18 protein-coding genes are annotated in these 17,450 nt (G+C 68.9%); 10 read left to right on the plus strand and 8 right to left on the minus strand.

Features of this window, described 5'->3' with window-relative positions; translation table 11 throughout:
• Positions 1-122 precede the first annotated feature (122 nt).
• The 3 genes from GVL03_RS01515 (at position 123) to GVL03_RS01525 (ending at position 2,337) form a co-directional block, all read left to right on the plus strand.
• Positions 123-1,160 (plus strand): LLM class flavin-dependent oxidoreductase, encoded by a 1,038-nt coding sequence (locus GVL03_RS01515; protein WP_159498785.1) that lies wholly within the window; start codon positions 123-125, stop codon positions 1,158-1,160.
• A 41-nt stretch (positions 1,161-1,201) separates the two neighbouring features.
• Positions 1,202-1,969, plus strand: a complete 768-nt coding sequence (locus tag GVL03_RS01520; protein WP_200847016.1) for an SGNH/GDSL hydrolase family protein — start codon at positions 1,202-1,204, stop codon at positions 1,967-1,969.
• A 113-nt stretch (positions 1,970-2,082) separates the two neighbouring features.
• Entirely contained in the window at positions 2,083-2,337 is a 255-nt protein-coding gene (locus GVL03_RS01525; RefSeq protein ID WP_159498787.1) for a DUF6458 family protein, read from the plus strand.
• A gap of 455 nt (positions 2,338-2,792) precedes the next feature.
• Here GVL03_RS01525 and GVL03_RS01530 read toward each other — a convergent pair whose 3' ends face one another.
• Positions 2,793-3,515, minus strand: a complete 723-nt coding sequence (locus GVL03_RS01530; protein WP_159498789.1) for a carbon-nitrogen hydrolase family protein — start codon at positions 3,513-3,515, stop codon at positions 2,793-2,795.
• 102 nt (positions 3,516-3,617) lie between these two features.
• On the opposite strand from GVL03_RS01530, the gene GVL03_RS01535 reads away from it, so the two are divergent.
• Together GVL03_RS01535 and GVL03_RS01540 are read left to right on the plus strand one after the other, a co-directional pair.
• The gene (locus GVL03_RS01535; protein WP_159498791.1) at positions 3,618-4,835 is read left to right on the plus strand and encodes an MFS transporter; all 1,218 of its coding nucleotides are present in this window, start codon (positions 3,618-3,620) and stop codon (positions 4,833-4,835) included.
• Between the two features lie 31 nt (positions 4,836-4,866).
• On the plus strand, positions 4,867-5,028 hold the full coding sequence (locus GVL03_RS01540) for a hypothetical protein (RefSeq protein ID WP_159498793.1): 162 nt from the start codon (positions 4,867-4,869) through the stop codon (positions 5,026-5,028).
• Positions 5,029-5,068: 40 nt separating this feature from the next.
• On the opposite strand, the gene GVL03_RS01545 is transcribed toward GVL03_RS01540, so the two are convergent.
• On the minus strand, positions 5,069-6,130 hold the full coding sequence (locus tag GVL03_RS01545; RefSeq protein ID WP_159498795.1) for an SPFH domain-containing protein: 1,062 nt from the start codon (positions 6,128-6,130) through the stop codon (positions 5,069-5,071).
• A 1-nt stretch (position 6,131) separates the two neighbouring features.
• Positions 6,132-6,623: an NfeD family protein gene (locus GVL03_RS01550; protein WP_159498797.1), complete on the minus strand. Its 492-nt coding sequence runs from the start codon at positions 6,621-6,623 to the stop codon at positions 6,132-6,134.
• A gap of 636 nt (positions 6,624-7,259) precedes the next feature.
• Between GVL03_RS01550 and GVL03_RS01555 the strand changes: the two genes are divergently transcribed.
• On the plus strand, positions 7,260-7,661 hold the full coding sequence (locus tag GVL03_RS01555; protein ID WP_159498799.1) for an aldehyde dehydrogenase: 402 nt from the start codon (positions 7,260-7,262) through the stop codon (positions 7,659-7,661).
• Between the two features lie 70 nt (positions 7,662-7,731).
• Here GVL03_RS01555 and GVL03_RS01560 read toward each other — a convergent pair whose 3' ends face one another.
• The 4 genes from GVL03_RS01560 to GVL03_RS01575 all read right to left on the minus strand — a co-directional run bounded on the left by GVL03_RS01560 (position 7,732) and on the right by GVL03_RS01575 (position 13,285).
• The gene (locus GVL03_RS01560) at positions 7,732-8,034 is read right to left on the minus strand and encodes a nuclease (RefSeq protein ID WP_159498801.1); all 303 of its coding nucleotides are present in this window, start codon (positions 8,032-8,034) and stop codon (positions 7,732-7,734) included.
• 104 nt (positions 8,035-8,138) lie between these two features.
• Positions 8,139-10,508 carry an excinuclease ABC subunit UvrA gene (locus GVL03_RS01565; protein WP_159498803.1) on the minus strand — a complete coding sequence of 790 codons (2,370 nt, stop codon included), beginning with the start codon at positions 10,506-10,508 and terminating at the stop codon, positions 8,139-8,141.
• Between the two features lie 107 nt (positions 10,509-10,615).
• Positions 10,616-11,416 carry an SDR family NAD(P)-dependent oxidoreductase gene (locus tag GVL03_RS01570; protein ID WP_159498805.1) on the minus strand — a complete coding sequence of 267 codons (801 nt, stop codon included), beginning with the start codon at positions 11,414-11,416 and terminating at the stop codon, positions 10,616-10,618.
• A gap of 57 nt (positions 11,417-11,473) precedes the next feature.
• Entirely contained in the window at positions 11,474-13,285 is a 1,812-nt protein-coding gene (locus GVL03_RS01575) for a glycoside hydrolase family 15 protein (RefSeq protein WP_159498919.1), read from the minus strand.
• A 175-nt stretch (positions 13,286-13,460) separates the two neighbouring features.
• Here GVL03_RS01575 and GVL03_RS01580 point away from each other — a divergent pair, with 175 nt between their 5' ends.
• The 3 genes from GVL03_RS01580 (at position 13,461) to GVL03_RS01590 (ending at position 15,658) form a co-directional block, all read left to right on the plus strand.
• On the plus strand, positions 13,461-14,042 hold the full coding sequence (locus tag GVL03_RS01580) for a Dps family protein (protein WP_159498807.1): 582 nt from the start codon (positions 13,461-13,463) through the stop codon (positions 14,040-14,042).
• Positions 14,043-14,108: 66 nt separating this feature from the next.
• Positions 14,109-15,026 (plus strand): AEC family transporter, encoded by a 918-nt coding sequence (locus tag GVL03_RS01585; RefSeq protein ID WP_159498809.1) that lies wholly within the window; start codon positions 14,109-14,111, stop codon positions 15,024-15,026.
• An 80-nt stretch (positions 15,027-15,106) separates the two neighbouring features.
• Positions 15,107-15,658 carry an HdeD family acid-resistance protein gene (locus tag GVL03_RS01590; RefSeq protein ID WP_159498811.1) on the plus strand — a complete coding sequence of 184 codons (552 nt, stop codon included), beginning with the start codon at positions 15,107-15,109 and terminating at the stop codon, positions 15,656-15,658.
• A 65-nt stretch (positions 15,659-15,723) separates the two neighbouring features.
• On the opposite strand, the gene GVL03_RS01595 is transcribed toward GVL03_RS01590, so the two are convergent.
• On the minus strand, positions 15,724-16,497 hold the full coding sequence (locus GVL03_RS01595; protein ID WP_159498813.1) for an SDR family oxidoreductase: 774 nt from the start codon (positions 16,495-16,497) through the stop codon (positions 15,724-15,726).
• Positions 16,498-16,622: 125 nt separating this feature from the next.
• On the opposite strand from GVL03_RS01595, the gene GVL03_RS01600 reads away from it, so the two are divergent.
• Entirely contained in the window at positions 16,623-17,405 is a 783-nt protein-coding gene (locus GVL03_RS01600) for a glycerophosphodiester phosphodiesterase family protein (RefSeq protein WP_159498815.1), read from the plus strand.
• The last annotated feature ends 45 nt before the right edge of the window (positions 17,406-17,450 follow it).

Below are 17,450 nucleotides of genomic sequence, written 5' to 3' on the forward strand. Positions count from 1 at the left end.
CGTCGGTCCCCGAGCGAGGAGCGCCGCGACGAGACGAAGGGTCGCGGCGCTGGCGTCGCCCGACCGGGAATACTGCGCCGCGCCTTCCAGTTCCATTCACCTGAATCGAAAGTGAGGCGGACGTGAGCGCTGCGGTGGAATTCGGGCTCGATACATTCGGGGATGTCACGGCGGATGCTGACGCCGAGCTGCTGAGCGACGCCCAGACCATCCGGAACGTCGTCGATCAGGCGGTGCTCGCGGACGAGGTGGGCCTCGCGTTCTTCGGCGTAGGGGAGCATCACCGCCGCGAGTTCGCGGTGTCGAGCCCGGAGATCGTGCTCGCTGCCGCCGCGGCCAGGACGAGCCGCATCCATCTCGGAACTGCCGTCACGGTGCTCTCCTCCGACGACCCGGTGCGCGTGTACGAGCGCTTCGCCACGCTGGACGCGGTCTCGAACGGACGCGCCGAGGTCATCCTCGGCCGCGGCTCGTTCACCGAGTCGTTCCCGCTGTTCGGTTTCGAGCTCAAGGACTACGAGGTGCTGTTCGAGGAGCGGCTCGATCTGTTCAGCCGGTTGATGGCCGAGAAGCCCGTGACGTGGTCGGGCACGACCCGAGCCTCGCTCAGCAATGCCGACGTCTTCCCGAAGACGCAGCAGGGGCTCCGCGCCTGGGTCGGCGTGGGCGGCTCGCCCGAGTCCGTGGTGCGCACCGCTCGGTACGGATACGGCTTGATGCTTGCCATCATCGGGGGACCCGCGTCGGGTTTCCGTCCCTATGTGGACCTCTTCGAGCGTTCGCTGGATGCCGCGGGGCACGAGCGGCGGCCGGTCGGCGTGCACTCGCCCGGCCACATCGCGGACACGGATCAGCAGGCCTGGGACGAGGCGTATCCCGCCGTCGAGATCAACCGGAACGTGATCGGTCGCGAGCGGGGCTGGCCGCCCTACAGCCGCCTGCAGTTCCAGCACGACGTGGGACCCGGCGGCGCGATGTACGCGGGTTCGCCAGAGACCGTCGCACGCAAGATCGCGGACACCGTACGGATGCTGCGCCTCGACCGCTTCGACCTCAAGTTCTCGAACGGCCCGCTTTCGCACGAGCGGATGCTGCACTCCATCGAGCTCTACGGTACGAAGGTCGTGCCGCTCGTGCGCGACATGCTCGCGTCCGACTGACCGCGGCGACGCATCCGGCGCGGCGGTCATAGGCTGGGGAGATGCCCGCATCCTCCATCCGATACGTCGCGATCGGTGACTCCTTCACCGAGGGCGTCGGCGACGAGCTGCCCGACGGCACGGTTCGCGGCTGGGCCGATCTCGTCGCTCAGGGGTGGGCGGATGCGGCCGGGCAACCGATCGAGTATGCCAACCTCGCCGTCCGCGGAAAGCTCATCTGGCCGATCGTGGAGCAACAGCTCGAACCTGCGCTGGCGCTGCGCCCCACGCACCTCTCGTTCAACGGCGGCGGCAACGACATGCTGCGTCCGCGTACGACGATCGTGCACGTCGCCGATGCCTTCTCTCGAGTGCTGCGGCGCTGCGACGAGGAGGGCGTCCGGCTGATCCTGCTGTCGGGCGCGAATCCGTCCGCGCACCTGCCGATGAGCCGGCTCATCCAGCGCCGCGGCGACGAACTGTCCGCGGCCGTGGTCGGGCGCGTCGAGGCGCGCGACGATGTGGTGCGAGCCCTCAACTGGCCCGATGCCGAGCTGTCCCGGGCGCCCTATTGGTCCGAGGACCGTCTTCACATGAACGAGCGGGGGCACCATCGGGTCGCGGCGCGCGTGCTGACCGCTCTGGGGCACACTCCGCCGGGGGAGTGGTGGTCGCTGCCGGAGAGGGACGTCACCACGCGTCTACGGGGCGTCGCCTATTACCGGACGCACGTCGGTCCGTGGGTGCGACGCCGGCTCACCGGAACGTCGTCGGGCGACGGACGTCTCCCGAAGTTCGGGGATTGGGTGGCAGTCGCACCCACGGCGTGAGCGCGGCGGGGTCCGTGATCCACGGCCGTGTGCCGGGTGTCAACCCCCTCGGGATGCGGTCGCGGGTCGGGCAGGCTGTCGGGACACCGTCCACCAACTGCCGGGAGACCATTGTGAGCATCGGCGCGGGCATCGCCCTCTTCGTCATCGGCGCCATCCTCGCCTTCGCCCTCGACATCCAGCTCGACTGGGTGAACCTCGACATGGTCGGCTACATCCTGATGGGAGCGGGTTTTCTCATCTTCCTGCTCGGGATCGTCCTGCTGATCCGCCGTCGCCAGACCGACACTGTCACGCGGACGGCCGTCGACCCCGCCGCGGGCGAGCAGGTCACCCGCCGCACGACACGGTCCGACGACGCCGTCTGAGCCGCATCCCGCCGGACAGCCCGGTCGCTGAGCGAGCGCAGCGAGACGAAGCGTGAGGACTCTCGGGTCAGCGGCCGGGGTCGCTGACGACCAACGAAGGAAGCAAAATCTCCCCACTCCGGGGAGAGTTTCGCTTCAGCTTCTCTGCGTCTCGGTGGGTGTTCCGTGGGGTGGGGCAAGTCCGTCCGCGGGCTCGTCCCGTCCGGAACCTGTTCACCACTCATGACGTCCGGCAGGGCTGTCCGGCCGCGACCGCGGGAATCCGGGACCTGGTCACAGCATCCGCTACGGGTGTCATGACTTATGAACGGGCCTGCTGCTCACTACGCCGGGGAGGGCGCTCCGTGGGGTGGCGAAAGCCCGGCCGCCGAGCGAGCGTAGCGAGACGAAACGCCCGCCCCTTCGCCTCGTCGCTTCGCGCCTCGCTCGGGGATCGGATGGTGAAGACTCTCGGGTCACGGCACCTGCGTGACCCTGCTGAGGCGGGCGGCCACGATGCGACCCGGCACGTCATCCGCCTCGACGAGCGGGGTGCCCGAGGCATCGTAGACCGCCGAGTGACCCGCGGTGCGGGTGAACGAGGGAGCAGTCGGCCCCGCGAAGCTCGCGATGACCACCGGCGCGCGAAGTGCGCGGCTGATGACGAACGCGCGGGACTGGCACTCGACGAGATCAGTGGCGAGATCGACGACGCCCGCCGCATACAGGTCGACGCCCAGCAGTGCCAGCTGCGCCGTGTGCTGGCTGGCTCCCGTGTCGCGGCAGATCGCGAGGCCGATCGTCCAGCCGTCAACGGTCGTGGTCTCGGCACCCGGGCCCGGAGTGAATCGATCGCTTTCGTCTGCGTGCAGCCATGTCTTCCGGTACACGACGCGTACGCCCGCGGTGTCGAAGCGCAGCATGGCGATGTGCAGACGACCGTCTTCATCGACCGGCGCTCCGACGAGAGCGACGCTCTGCGTCTCACGACACGCGGTCAGGATCAGCGCCAGGCGCGGGTCATCGAGCGCGACGGCCGGTGCGCCGAGTTCGTATCCGGTAAGGGATAGCTCGGGGAACACCACCAGTCGGGCGTTCGCCTCCCGGATCGCGCGCGCATGTCGCTCGGCATTGAGGTGCAGCGCGCCGGCGTCGACTTGTGGCTGTGCGGCGGCTACCGTGAACGTCTCGTCCCCCACGACCTCAGTCTGCCCGAGTTCGAGCGCAGCAGCCAGTGATCACGCACCGTCGACGAGTGACGCGCTTGACCCCGCCCCTGCGTCATAGTTCTGACTGGACGTATGAGGTTCATCCCCGTCTGGTATCTGGCGTCCTACCTGTTGTCCCTGCTCGGCAACTCGATCGCGGGAGTGGCGCTGCCTCTGATCGTGCTGCAGGTCACCGGCAGTGTGCTCGGCGCCGGAACGGTCGCCTCGGCGACCGCGATCCCCGCTGTACTGGCGGGACTGCTGATGGGGGTCGTCATTGATCGGATCAATCGCCGCACGTCGTCGGTCGTGACCGATCTCGTATCGGCGGGAGCGGTCGCGGCGCTGCCGTTGATCGACATGCTCTCGGGCCTGAGCCTGGGCTGGTTCATCCTGTTCGGCATCATCGGCTCGCTGGGCGACGTGCCGGGCATGACCGCGAGGGACGCCCTCCTTCCTGCCATCGTGCGCCACAGCGGGGTCTCCTCGGAGCGCCTGATGGGAATCCGCGAGGCCCTGGGCGCAGTCGCGCTGCTACTCGGCCCCGCCGCGGCCGGGACGCTCATGGTGCTCTTCGATGGCTCGACCGTGCTGTGGATCACGGCGGCGACCTCACTGGCCGCCGCTCTGCTGACGCTGCTCATTCCGCATCGCGTGGGTGCCCTCGTGACCTCGGCCGGCGCGACGGCGACGGCGACCGGGAGCGGGTGGGCGCTGCTCCGCGACGGATGGCGGGTGCTGTTCCGCAGCAGGTTCCTCCTCGTGACGACGGCACTGAGCGTCGTATCGGTGCTCGTGCTCGCCTCGCTGCAAGGGCTCATCCTTCCCGTCTACTTCACGCTCGTCGAGCAGCCCGGAATGCTCGGCTTCGTCCTCACAGCGCTCGCTGCCGGCATGCTCGTCGGCGGCACGGCCTACGCGGTCGCCGGCGCTCGGGTCCGGCGACGCATCTGGCTCCTCGCCGGGCTCATCGGCAGCACGCTCGGCTTCGGTCTCATCGCCGCGCTGTCGTCCGTGTGGATGGTCTTCGCCGGCGGGTTCGTCGTGGGCCTGTCCAGCGGTCTGTTCAGCAGTTTGATCGGCGTGCTGATGATCGAGCGTATTCCCGAGCAGATGCGCGGACAGATCATGGGCACGCAGAACGCGATCATGACCGTCGCTCCGGCCGCCGGCATCATGACCGCCGCAGTGCTCACCGAGTACGCCGGTGTACGCGTGGCGGCCATCGCGCTGGTGGGACTGTGGATCGTCGCGCTCGCGCTCGGCCTGTTCGCACGATCGCTGCGTAACCTGGAGTCCGGGCCGGCGTAAGCGGGCGGGGGCGAGACGGCGGTGATCGACGGTGCGTAGCGGAGAGCTGGCGCGACTCGCGGGAGCAGGTCTCGTCGGCGTGGAGATCGGCGAGTTCGAGGCGGGAACAACGCCCGCTCGAACCCGCGCGGCCGCTCGACAGATCATCGAGGCCCTGGCGCCGATGCTGCGTTCGCCAGGCACGCTCGCATGACCCTGCGGGTTTGCGTGCCGTCTCCTCGCGCCACGCACCTCTATGCGCCTGCGCTGCCTGCATCCGATGCGCGCGAGCTGGCCTCGGCCGCGATGTCGTCGGCCGTCGAAGCGGCCTCGCGCGCGGCCGCGACGGCGGCACTCGCCGCCTCGCTGACAGAACCGGTGAGCGGTGTTCCACGGCGCCCCGCCTTCGAAGCGGCATCCGTTCTCTCTGCGCGGCCACCGAAGGCGGCGCCGATACCGTGCAGCGCCTCGGTGAGTTCGCTCGGGATGATCCAGAGCTTGCTCGACGAGCTCTCGGCGATCTTCGGCAGAGTCTGCAGGTACTGGTAGGCGAGGAGCTTGTCGTCGGGTTCGCCGGCGTGGATGGCGTGGAAGACCATCTGAATCGCCTCGGACTCGCCCTGCGCACGCAGGACGGCCGCCTGCTTGTCGCCCTCGGCACGCAGGATCTCCGCCTGGCGGCGGCCTTCCGCCTCCAGGATCTGCGACTGCTTCGAACCTTCGGCCGTCAGGATCGCGGCGCGTCGGTCACGTTCCGCGCGCATCTGCTTCTCCATCGAGTCCTGGATGGAGTGGGGCGGGTCGATGGCCTTGAGCTCGACCCGGGAGACGCGCAGGCCCCACTTTCCCGTGGCCTCGTCGAGCACGACGCGCAGCTGACCGTTGATCTCGTCACGGCTCGTCAGCGCCTCTTCGAGGTTCAGACCGCCGACGACGTTGCGGAGCGTGGTCGTCGTCAGCTGCTCGACCGCGCTGAGGTAGTTGGCGATCTCGTACGTCGCCGCGCGCGCGTCGTTCACCTGGAAGTACACGACCGTGTCGATCGAGACGACCAGGTTATCCTCCGTGATGACGGGCTGCGGGGGGAACGACACGACCTGCTCGCGCATGTCGACCAGGGGTCGCAGCCGGTCGACGAACGGAACGAGCAGGTTGAGACCGGGGCTCAGCGTGCGCTGGTAGCGACCGAGCCGTTCCACGATGCCGGAGTATGCCTGCGGGATGATGCGGACCGATCTGGCGATCACGATCACCACGAACGCGGCCAGCACCACCAGCAGGACGATGATGAATATCTGTCCGACGAACTGTCCCATGTCAACCATCGTCCGGTGTCCTCTCTGACGTGTGGGCGGGGGAGACCTCGATGGTGGCTCCGTGCACCGCGACCACGGCGACCCGCGCGCCGACGGCGATCGACGCGTCCTCGGCTCCCTCGGCGAGTCTGGCGGTCCAGGTCTCGCCGTTGTCGATCCGCACCGATCCCTGGCCCTGCACGAACGGCGCGACCACGCGGCCGCCCATGCCGTAGAGCGCATCGACGTTGGTCGCGACGGGTTTGTCACGTCGGTGCAGGAGCCGGAGAAGAAGGGGGCGGATGGTGAACAGCAGGAGTCCGGAGAGGACCGCCGCGATGCCCACCTGCAGCCACCAGGGACCGCCGAGCAGATTGACGCCGAGTCCGCCGACGAGAGCGCCCGCCGCCAGCATGAGGAAGGTGAACTCGAGGGTCAGCAGCTCGATGATGAAGAAGACGAGCGCGATCACGAGCCACGCGATCCACAGGTACTGCGCGAGATCGGGGAACATCGTCTCGCCTCCATCCGGCTTTACCGAACCCTAACACCGGGCCTCCCGCGCGCAGCCGGATTGACAGCACGACTCCGGGAGCTCGCCTTGGTGCGGCATGCTGCACCCGGAGAGAGGTCGATCGAAGGAGAGCGACTATGCCGTGATCACGTCGCACACGCCGAGCGCTGGGAAAGCCGGACGGATGACGAAACGACTATCACTGACGATTCCGATGAGCACCCCTGCCTCAGCAAGCGCGCGGATGTTTGTCGCAGCGGCGGCGGGATGCTGCCACCAATCCGACTCGGAGGCGTAGATCCCTGTCGCGTTTCAGACTATCGGCGTCGGGGTCGGGGCAGCGTGGGTCCAAGGTGACATAATGCGCATTATCGGCCTCTCTTGAGAGGCACTGAGAGCACATGCTCACGGCGCGGACCGCTTCGGAGATGGACCGCGTGTTCCGGTGGTCAGGCTCTCGAGCGCTCGCGCGGCTCCGACAGCGATACGCCCGACTCGATCGACTCAGACGTGACATAGGTGTGAGCTGTCGATTACCGATGACACGGAAGGTCGCTCTCGTCACACGGCGTAACAATCGCTAGCCTGGCCGTGACGCACGCCTCGGACCGAGGCGCCGACCGAAGGAGAAATCTCATGGAGACGATGACGATGAGCACCATGATGGGCGCCATGCCCGAGTCGACGATGGGCATGGACATGATGTCCATGCAGGAGTGCGTCGAGGCGTGCAACGCTGCGGCGACGGCAGCGACGATGTGCGCAGACGCCGACACGGGCGCCGACATGGCCCGCTGCTCGTCGACGTGCATGAACATGGCGGATGTGGCGACCACCATGATGCGCATGATGATGCGGCCGATGGGTCACGATGCGATGGTCATGAAGGCGATGCTCGAGGCGAGCGTCGCCATGTGCCAGGGCTGCATGGACGCGTGTGCCGAGCACGCAGACATGCACGAGTGCTGCCGCGTCTGCATGATGGCATGTGAGAACATGATGGCCGCCTGCACGTCCATGATGAGCCGCATGGCCTGATCGAAGCCCGCGCCAGCTCCGCAGAGCCGAACCCCGCCGACGCGGTCGTCTTCGCGCCCCGCGCGACGTCTCAGAGTTCGCGGATGTTGAGCAGTGCGCCGCGAACCGAGAGCACACCTGCCACGGGGTGGAAGGCGACCGGCTCCCCCGCGACGAGGTCGATCTCGCCGTGGTGCCAGAATGTGCGCGCCGTGCCGTCCAGATCCTGGAACGTCACCGAATGGCCGTCGGCTTGCGCCAACCCGTCGATCCAGCTGCCGGGCGCGCTCGATGCCACGGCCGTCTGGATAGGGTGCAGCCCGTGCCCGGCACCCGAGCACGTCTCGGCGCACATGGCGAACCCGACCTTCAGGGGAACACGTGCGTCGTCCATGGGTCACCTCGCCTCGGGTCAGGCCGCGTCTGCGGCATCCGGTCCAGGCTAGGTCGTTGGAGACGGATGCCACAGGACGGCGTCACACTCTGCAACAGGAGGTCTCAGCCCGCGGTATAGCGGGCCAGATGGCGAGCGGTCAGCGTGCTTCCGCTCGCGACGAGTTCGGCCGGGGTGCCCTGGAACACGATCCGGCCGCCGTCATGGCCGGCTCCCGGGCCGACGTCGATGATCCAGTCGGCGTGCGCCATCACCGCCTGATGGTGCTCGATCACGATCACCGACTTGCCGGAGTCGACGAGGCGGTCCAGCAGTACGAGCAGCTGCTCGACATCCGCGAGATGCAGTCCCGTCGTCGGCTCGTCGAGCACGTAGATCCCGCCCCTGTCCCCCATGTGCGTCGCCAGCTTGAGCCTCTGACGCTCTCCCCCGGACAGCGTCGTCAACGGCTGACCGATCGTCAGGTATCCGAGACCGACGTCCACCAGCCGGGCCAGGATGGCGTGCGCCGTGGGGAGCGCGGCCTCGCCCGCGGCGAAGAACTCCGCGGCATCCGAGACGGGCATCGCGAGCACCTCGCTGATGTCGCGGCCCGCCAAGCGGTACTCGAGCACCGATGCATCGAAACGCCGCCCCTCGCACACCTCGCACGTCGCGGCGACGCCCGCGATGATGCCGAGATCGGTGTAGATGACACCCGCGCCATTGCACGCGGGGCAGGCCCCCTCGGAGTTCGCGCTGAACAACGCCGGTTTCACGCCATTCGCCTTGGCGAACGCCCTGCGGATGGGCTCGAGCAGCCCCGTGTAGGTCGCCGGGTTGCTTCGTCGTGACCCGCGGATGGCGGTCTGATCGACCGACACGACCTCGGCGTCGGCGGGTATCGAGCCGTGCACCAACGAGCTCTTGCCCGAACCGGCGACCCCCGTGATCACCGTCAGCACGCCGAGCGGAATGTCGACGTCGACGTCCCGCAGGTTGTTCGCGGTCGCTCCGCGCACCTCCAGAACCCCCTTGAGCGCGCGTACCCGAGGCTTCAGCGCCGTGCGGTCGCCGAGATGACGGCCGGTCAGTGTGCCGCTGGCCCGAAGCCCGTCGAGCGTTCCTTCGAAGCAGATCGAGCCGCCGTTGGTCCCTGCGCCCGGGCCGAGGTCCACGATGTGGTCGGCGATAGCGATCGTCTCCGGCTTGTGCTCCACGACCAGCACCGTGTTGCCCTTGTCGCGCAGTTGCAGGAGCAGCGCGTTCATGCGCTCGATGTCGTGCGGATGAAGGCCTACGGTGGGTTCGTCGAAGACGTAGGTGACGTCGGTCAGTGACGACCCGAGATGTCGGATCATCTTCGTGCGCTGTGCCTCTCCCCCAGAGAGCGTTCCGGCGGGGCGATCGAGCGAGAGGTAGCCGAGGCCGATCTGGACGAAGGAATCGAGTGTCTCTTGCAGCTTCTCCAGAAGCGGCGCGGCGGACGGCTCGTCGAGGTCACGTACCCACGCCGCGAGATCACTGATCTGCAGGGCGCAGGCATCCGCGATGCTGACGCCGCGGATCCGTGACGAGCGCGCACCCTCGTTGAGGCGCGTGCCGGCGCAGTCGGGGCAGGTCGTATACGTCACCGCCCTGTCGACGAACGCACGGATATGCGGCTGCATCGCCTCGCGATCCTTGGAGAGGAACGACTTCTGCACGCGCGGCACCAGGCCTTCGTACGTCATGTTCATGCCGGCGAGCTTCAGCTTCGTCGGTTCGCGGTACAGGAAGTCCTGCAGCTCGGTCTCGGTGTAGTCGCGGATCGCCTTCTCGGGGTCGACGTACCCCGACTCGGAGTAGATCCGTACGGCCCAGCCGTCCGCCGTGTACCCGGGAACCGTGATCGCCCCGCCCGTGAGGGACTTGCCGGCGTCGTACAGCTGTGCGAGATCGATGTCGGTCACGCTCCCCATGCCCTCGCACCGCGGACACATGCCGCCGATCACGCTGAACGACGCTTTCACCTTCTTGCTCTCGCCGCGGTCCACCGTGATCGCTCCGGCTCCCTGCGCCGAGGCGACGTTGAATGAGAACGCCTGGGGTGATCCGAGGTGCGGCTCGCCGAGCCGGCTGAAGAGGATACGGAGCATCGCATTGACGTCGGTCGCCGTGCCGACCGTCGAGCGGGCGTTGGCACCCATGCGCTCCTGGTCGACGATGATCGCGGTCGTCAGGCCCTCGAGCACGTCGACGTCGGGACGGCCGAGGCTCGGCATGAAGCCCTGCACGAAGGCGCTGTATGTCTCGTTGATCATGCGCTGCGACTCCGCCGCGATCGTGCCGAAGACCAACGAGCTCTTGCCCGACCCGGACACGCCGGTGAAGACGGTGAGCCGGCGCTTCGGGATCTCGACGCTGACGTCGCGCAGGTTGTTCTCGCGGGCTCCGCGCACCCGGATGACGTCGTGTGCGTCGGCGGCGTGTGATTCGGCGGATGGGCTCAACATGGGGTCCTCTCCCGACGCCGTGCCACTGCCCCGGACCGGAACGTCGGGGAGATCGTACGGCAGACCGGCGACATCGGCCGTACGTCCGTCGTTCCTCGGCGGGCCGGTCAGATCGCCGCCACGGATCCGGAGTCGACGCGATAGTTCGAGCCGTTGACGAACGACGCGAGGTCCGAGCAGAGGAAGGCCACCACGGCCGCCACCTCGTCAGGCTCGCCCCGGCGCTTCAGCTCCATGTAGGGACGCTCCTCATCGAGGAACGAGGCGATCGCCTGCGTGGTCGTGACGCCGAGCTCCTCGGCGCGCTTGCTCATCATGGCGTCCGTCATGGGCGTGTGGATGAACGCCGGCGAGACCGCGTTCACCAGCAGCCCCTCGCGCGCGTAGGAGCGCGACAGGCCCTTGGAGAGCGCCAGGATCCCTGCCTTCGCGGCGCAGTACGGCAACTCGTCGTCATAGGGCTGCACGGCGTCCTCGGACGCGAGGAACACCAGGCGGCCCCAGCCGCCCTTCCGCAGCGACGGCAGGAACTGCCGCACCAGACGCACCGGCCCGATGAGGTCCGTCTCGAGCGTCTTCACCCATCCCTCGTCGGAGATCTCGTGGAAGAGCCCCTGGGTGCCGGTGACGCCCGCGGCCTGCACCAGGATGTCGATGTCGCCGACGGCGTCCTGCACCTGATCGTGAAGGGCAGCGAGTGAATCCTGGCTCGTGATGTCGGCGGCGAAGGCGTGGAGCGATCCGCTCGGCGCCTCGAGCTTCGCCGCCGCGCGGTCGAGCTCCTTCTGATCGCGGTCGGACAGCACGACGGTCGCGCCCTCCGCCAGCAGCAGCCTCGCGGTGTGCCATCCGATGCCGGAGTCTCCCCCGGTGATCAGCGCGGTCTTCCCGGTGATGCCCAGGTCCATCTCTGCTCCTTCTCTCTCATCCTTCGACGGTCCGGCCGACGCGGAAGCCCTCGGCCGTCATGACCGGACCTCCGGTGCCAGCTCCGCTATCGTGAGCGCGGCGCCCACGAGGGCGAGGTGGCTGAGCGCCTGGGGCAGGTTCCCCCAGAACGCCCCGTCGGACGCGTCGATCATCTCGGGCAGGATCCCCACGTCGTTCGCGGTCCCCATCAATCTGTCCATCGTCGCGACGGCCTCGCCGTGCCGCCCGACGCACGCGAGGGCCGAGGCACGCCAGAACGCGCAGGCGAGGAACGTGTGCTCCTCCTGCGCGGCGCCGGAATACCGGTAGAGCAGGTCACCGGCCCCGAACCGCTCGCCGAGCGCGTCGATCGTGCGGGACATGCGGTCGCCGCGATCGAAGCCGCTCATGGCGTGGAGCAGGACCGAGGCATCGAGGTCCGGGCTGCCGGGCGCCATGACGTATGCGCCGATGTCGTCGTTCCATCCGTGCGCATCGACCCAGGCCCGGACGCGCTCGCGCTCGGTCGCCCAGCGTTCGCCCCCTCCGGGGATCTGTCCGCGCTCGCACAGGTACACGGCGTCCTCCAGCGCCTGCCAGCATCCCATCTTCGACGAGACATAGTGCCGTTGCTCCGGGAGCTCCCACATGCCGGCGTCCGGGCGCCGCCAGAGGTCGCACACGCGGTCCGCGAGCTGCGCGAGGAGGCGCGCCGTTCCCTGATCGAGGATGTTGCCCGCCTCGACGTAGCTCCGGCACACGGCGAAGACGTCGCCATAGACGCCGAGTTGCAGCTGCCCCTGCGCGGGGTTGCCGACCACCACGGGGCCGATCCCCCGCCAGCCGGGTGCCTCGCGCTCCTCGACACGATCGGTGGGAGTCCCGTCGAGACCGTAGAAGACATGAGGGTCGGGACCGTTCGCACGGATCGCCCGGCTCAGCCACGACAGCGCGGCGTGCGTCTCCTCCCGCAGCCCGAACCGCACCAAGCTGTGCACCGTGTAGGCGAGGTCGCGCACCCAGGCGAAGCGGTAGTCCCAGTTCTTCCCTCCGCGGCCCGTTTCCGGCAGCGACGTGGTGCCGGCGGCGACGATCGCGCCGGACGGCGCGTAGACGAGGAGTTTCAGCGCCAGCGCGCTCCGTTGCACCGCATCCGCCCACGGCCCTTCGTAAGAGAACTCGCGCGACCAGATCCGCCAGTTCTCGATCGTCCGATCGATTCCGACGTCGACGTTGGCGGGGTCCGGAAGCCTCAGCGGCTCGTCGTGCGTCGCCACGACGACGAGAAGACTGCGCGATCCCTCGCGCGTCGAGACCCGTCCGCGCAACTGCACGATCTCCGCAGTCCCGTCGGGCTCCTCGGGGGCGTGCCCCTCCCCCACGACGGCGACCGTCGCCGCGCCGCAGCGGATGATGGCGCCGCGCTCGGTAGCCTCCATCCACGGGGACGCCGTCCCGAGCATGGTTCCCGGGCGCACGCCCCACGCGAAGTCGACCGTCCCGTGGACTCCCTCGATCCGCCGAGCGAGCTCGCACCAGGGCAGGCGCCCGGCGATCCCGACCACGAGCGCATCGGTCACCTTCGCGACACCACCGGCCTCTGTGGTGAACGTCGTCTCGAGCACGTTCGTCCCGGGCAGGTAGCGTCGACGCACCGAGTACGGGGACGTCGGCTCGAGCTCGATGCAGCCGCCGCGGGCGTCGTCCAGCAGTCGCGCGAACACCGGCTCCGCCCCGATGTCCGGAACCGGCATCCAATCGATCTGGCCACGAAGGCCCACCAGGGCGATCGTGCGCCCGTCGCCGATGGCCGCGTAGGACTCGAGCGGCTCGCCCGGCATCTCGGGGGCGGAGTTAGGGTCGGCCATCACGTCCACAACGCTAGGCACCGGACCGTCCTCTCCCCCGGCCCCTTGTGCAGCTCGGCATCGGCGTGTAGAAGATCCGTCCCGGCTAGCACCTCGCACCCGTCGCGGCAAGCGGTGCCCGCGCCGCCTGCCCGGTGCCTACCGTGGATCACGCCCCGAATGAAGGAGTATCTGGATGGCTACGAAGACCACACCCGCCGCGTCCAAGTCCGCCCCCGCGACCACGCGGAACCGACGCCGTCCCGCGCGCGGCGGCAGCGGCGCCGAGCTGACGGGCGAGCAGAACGCGGAGCGCGGCTTCACCGCCTCCAAGGAGCTGGGTGAGAACCTGCAGAAGGTCCTCGTCGACCTCATCGAGCTCTCCCTCCAGGGCAAGCAGGCGCACTGGAACGTCGTCGGAACGAACTTCCGCGACACCCATCTGCAGCTCGACGAGATCATCGAAGCGGCGCGCGAGTTCGGCGACACGATCGCCGAGCGGATGCGGGCGCTGCACGCGCTTCCGGACGGCCGGAGCGACACCGTCGCGGAGACGACGACGCTGCCGGAGTTCCCGCAGGGCGAGATCGCGACGACCGAGGTCGTGGACCTCATGACCGAGCGTCTCGATGCCGTGACGTCGACGTGCCGCGATGTGCACGACGCCGTGGACGAGGAGGACCCCACGAGCGCCGACATCCTGCACGCCGTGCTCGAGCGCCTCGAGCAGCTGTCCTGGATGGTCAGCGCGGAGAACCGCGTGCCGCGTAAACGCTGACCCTCCGCGTGACGAGGCGCCGTGCCCGCGCGGGGACGGCGCCTCGTCACGCCGTACGCTGGTCGCGTGCTGGATGTGCTGACCGGGTTCGTCGTGGTGGGTCTCGCGATCGTGGTCGGCTACGTCCTCGGCCGCATCGACCTGCTCGGTCCTCACTCCCGCCACGTGCTGAGCCGCCTGACGTTCTACGTCCTCTCCCCCTTCCTGCTGTTCGTCGTGCTCGCGGAGGCGGACGTGACGTCGCTGTTCTCGGCGCTGCTGCCGGTGTCGGCGATCGCCGCGGTCCTCGTGATGACGGTCCAGGCCGTCCTCGCCCGGTTCGTGTGGCGGCGGTCTCTGCCCGACACCGTCATCAGCGCGCTCTCCGCCGGTCAGGTCAACTCCAACAACATCGGCATCCCGCTGTCGCTCTATCTGCTGGGCAGTGCCGCCTTCCCCGCGCCGGTCATCCTGCTCCAGCTGCTCGTCTTCACCCCGGTCACCCTCGCCATCCTCGACTCGACGACCACGGGCGACCGATCCTTCGGACGGATCCTCGCCCGGACGACGACGAACCCGATCGTGATCGGCTCCGTGCTGGGAACGCTCGTGTCGGTCAGCGGGGTCGAGCTGCCCGCCATCGTCCTCGAGCCGGCGCTCCTCATCGCGAACGCCTGCGTGCCGGTGCTCCTCATCTCCTACGGCATCTCGCTGCACGGGCAACGGGTCCTCGGCGCGGCGGGGCATCGGGGCGAGGTCGTGAGCGCGACCCTCTTGAAGCTCCTGGCGATGCCCGCGATCGCGTGGGGCGTCGCCACCCTGTTCGGCATGTCGCCCGCCGAGACGGTCGTCGTCGTGGTGCTCGCCGCGCTGCCGACCGCACAGAACGTCTTCAACTACGCCCAACGGTACGGCATGGGCGAGACGGTCAGCCGCGACACGATCCTCCTCACCACGGTGGGGTGCGTGCCCATCCTGCTCGGCATCGTCCTTCTCGCCGGATGACGCGTGCTGTCGGCCTCGACGAGCCCCCCGCGCTAAAGTGACCTGAAAAGCTCCCAGGCTTCTCACAGAGAGGACGACGCATGTCCGACGTCTCCATCGAAAAGGGTGCCGTCACCGGTATCCGCACCGCTCTCGGCATCGGCGGGGCCATCGCGCTCATCGTCGGCATCCTCATCCTGGTGTGGCCGGCGAAGACCGCCGCAGCGGGAACCGCGATCATCGCCGTCTATGCGATCGCCTCGGGTCTCGTGTACGCAGGTCTCGGGGTCTTCTCCAAGACCCTCGGCGGGTGGGCCCGCATCGGTCACATCGTGCTCGGGCTCGTCTTCGTCGCCGCGGGCGTGATCGCCCTCGCCAACCTCGGCGACACGACGGTGTTCCTCGCGATCTTCGTCGGCGTCTTCATCGGAATCACCTGGATCGTCGAAGGTGTCGTCGCGCTGACGACCCTGAGCGGAGCCGGCTCCAAGGGATGGACGATCTTCTTCGCGATCATCAGCCTCATCGCCGGCGTCGTGCTGCTGTTCTCGCCGCTGTACGTGGCCATCCTCTGGATCTTCGTCGGCGCCTCGCTCGTCGTGCTCGGCATCATCCAGATCGTCCGCGCCTTCACCTTCGGCAAGGGCGTCTGACCGACCGCGACACGAACGCCCGGATCCGTTCGGCTCCGGGCGTTCGTACGTGCGGCGCGGGCGCCCTACTCGGCGGCGAACGATGCGGTGTCGCCGACCAGTCGCGTGTTGTCGACCGGGAGGGGATCGACCGCGGCCCGCGCCACCTCGGCCGCGAACTCCGCGACGTTGTAGAGCTTGCCGGCGTCCTCGCGACGCGACGCGATCGCACCCGGGTTCGCCCGCTCGAGGAGAGTCGCCGTGATCGTCCCCTCGATCATGTCGCCCGAGACCACGACCAACTCGACCCCGCGCTCGGAGAGCGCGGGGATGCGCTCGCGCAGCGCGTCCTCGCCCGCGCGCTTGGAACGGGCCACGGGCTCGTACTCGGGCATGGTCGGAGTCGTGCGGATGAAGTGGGCCTGATGGCTCGTGACGAAGACGACCCGGGCGTCGTCGCCGAGGAGCGGGAGCGCGCTCTCGAGCACGTTCACCTGCGCATCGCGGTTGAGGCGGAGCGCGTAGTCCTCGGCCATCCCGCTCTCCATGCCGCCCGAGGCGTTGAGCACGAGCACGTCGAGCGAGCCGAAGACCCGTTCTACCTCCGCGAACAGCGCGCGGACGGAGTCGGGATCAGTGAGGTCCGCTCCGACGACGAGCGTCTGCACGCCGAGTTCGCGCAGCTCGGCGGCGAGCTTCTCGGCCCGCGGGGCCTTGTTGCGGAAGTTGATCACGACGTTCGCGCCGGCCTGCGCGAAGTAGCGCACCGTGTCGGCGCCGATGCCGCGGGACGATCCGGTGACCAGCGCGGTCTTCCCTGCCAGTGAGCCGGGGGCGAGGGGGGTGAGGTGATCGGGCACGGAGACTCCAGGATTCGAACGAGCGCTACGGGCGCGCGCCGGCTCGGAAGAACACGCCGGCGCCTTCGACCCTACCAACCGGGCGTGCCCGCTCCCGCCCGGTACGGTGTCGCGAGGAGGAAGCCGTGACCCACCCCTACTTCGCCGGCACCGACCGTCCCCTCGTGCTCGCGCACCGCGGGTTCGTCCCGCCCGACACGACGGACGTCGTCGAGAACTCGTTCGCCGCCGTGGCCGCCGCTCATGCCGCCGGCGCGGTCTACGTGGAGTCCGACTGCCATCTGACCCAGGACGGGATCGTCGTGCTCTTCCACGACGCCGACCTCTCCCGGGTGATCGGCGACCCGCGGCGCCTCAGCGAGGTGCGGGCGCAGGAGCTCGAGGAGCTCATGGCCGCGCGCGGCGGGCTCATCACGCTCGAGCAGGCGCTCGACGCCTTCCCGCACGTCCGGTTCAACATCGACGTCAAAGCCGACGAGGCCGCGGCGCCCGCGGGGGCGGTCGTTGCCGCGCACGCCGAACGCGTGCTGATCACGAGCTTCTCCGACGCGCGTCGCGCCGCGGCGCTCGGCGCCGCCGCGGCGGTGCGGCCGGATCTGCTGCCGGCGACGTCCGCTGGCAGCAGCCGGATCGTCCGCGTCCTCGCCGCCGTCACGACCCGATCGCAGAAGGCGGCCGGGCGGGCATTGGCGGGGCTCGACGCCCTGCAGGTGCCCGAGCGCCGGGGTGCTCTGCGCGTCGTGTCGCCACGGCTGATCGAGGCTGCGCACCGTGCCGGTGTCGAGGTGCACGTCTGGACCGTCAACGACCCTGCCGACATGCGTCGCCTCGTCGCAGCGGGTGTCGACGGGATCGTGACCGACCGTGCGGACCTCGCGCTGAGCACGTTCGGACAGGGGCCGTCCTGAGCATAGGCTGTGAGTTGCGAGTGCGCTCCCCCGCTTCGGATGATC

This window comes from Microbacterium sp. 18062, from assembly GCF_902706225.1.
In the GTDB taxonomy this organism is placed as follows: Bacteria; Actinomycetota; Actinomycetes; order Actinomycetales; family Microbacteriaceae; genus Microbacterium.

What these genes read in the sequence shown, in the direction of transcription:
- GVL03_RS01580 (WP_159498807.1), top strand. Translation starts at nt 13,461, where the DNA reads ATGGCTACGAAGACCACACCCGCCGCGTCCAAGTCCGCCCCCGCGACC.
- GVL03_RS01560 (WP_159498801.1), bottom strand. Translation starts at nt 8,034, where the DNA reads ATGGACGACGCACGTGTTCCCCTGAAGGTCGGGTTCGCCATGTGCGCC.
- GVL03_RS01555 (WP_159498799.1), top strand. Translation starts at nt 7,260, where the DNA reads ATGGAGACGATGACGATGAGCACCATGATGGGCGCCATGCCCGAGTCG.
- GVL03_RS01565 (WP_159498803.1), bottom strand. Translation starts at nt 10,508, where the DNA reads ATGTTGAGCCCATCCGCCGAATCACACGCCGCCGACGCACACGACGTC.
- GVL03_RS01590 (WP_159498811.1), top strand. Translation starts at nt 15,107, where the DNA reads ATGTCCGACGTCTCCATCGAAAAGGGTGCCGTCACCGGTATCCGCACC.
- GVL03_RS01545 (WP_159498795.1), bottom strand. Translation starts at nt 6,130, where the DNA reads ATGGGACAGTTCGTCGGACAGATATTCATCATCGTCCTGCTGGTGGTG.
- GVL03_RS01570 (WP_159498805.1), bottom strand. Translation starts at nt 11,416, where the DNA reads ATGGACCTGGGCATCACCGGGAAGACCGCGCTGATCACCGGGGGAGAC.
- GVL03_RS01550 (WP_159498797.1), bottom strand. Translation starts at nt 6,623, where the DNA reads ATGTTCCCCGATCTCGCGCAGTACCTGTGGATCGCGTGGCTCGTGATC.
- GVL03_RS01520 (WP_200847016.1), top strand. Translation starts at nt 1,202, where the DNA reads ATGCCCGCATCCTCCATCCGATACGTCGCGATCGGTGACTCCTTCACC.
- GVL03_RS01575 (WP_159498919.1), bottom strand. Translation starts at nt 13,285, where the DNA reads ATGGCCGACCCTAACTCCGCCCCCGAGATGCCGGGCGAGCCGCTCGAG.
- GVL03_RS01535 (WP_159498791.1), top strand. Translation starts at nt 3,618, where the DNA reads ATGAGGTTCATCCCCGTCTGGTATCTGGCGTCCTACCTGTTGTCCCTG.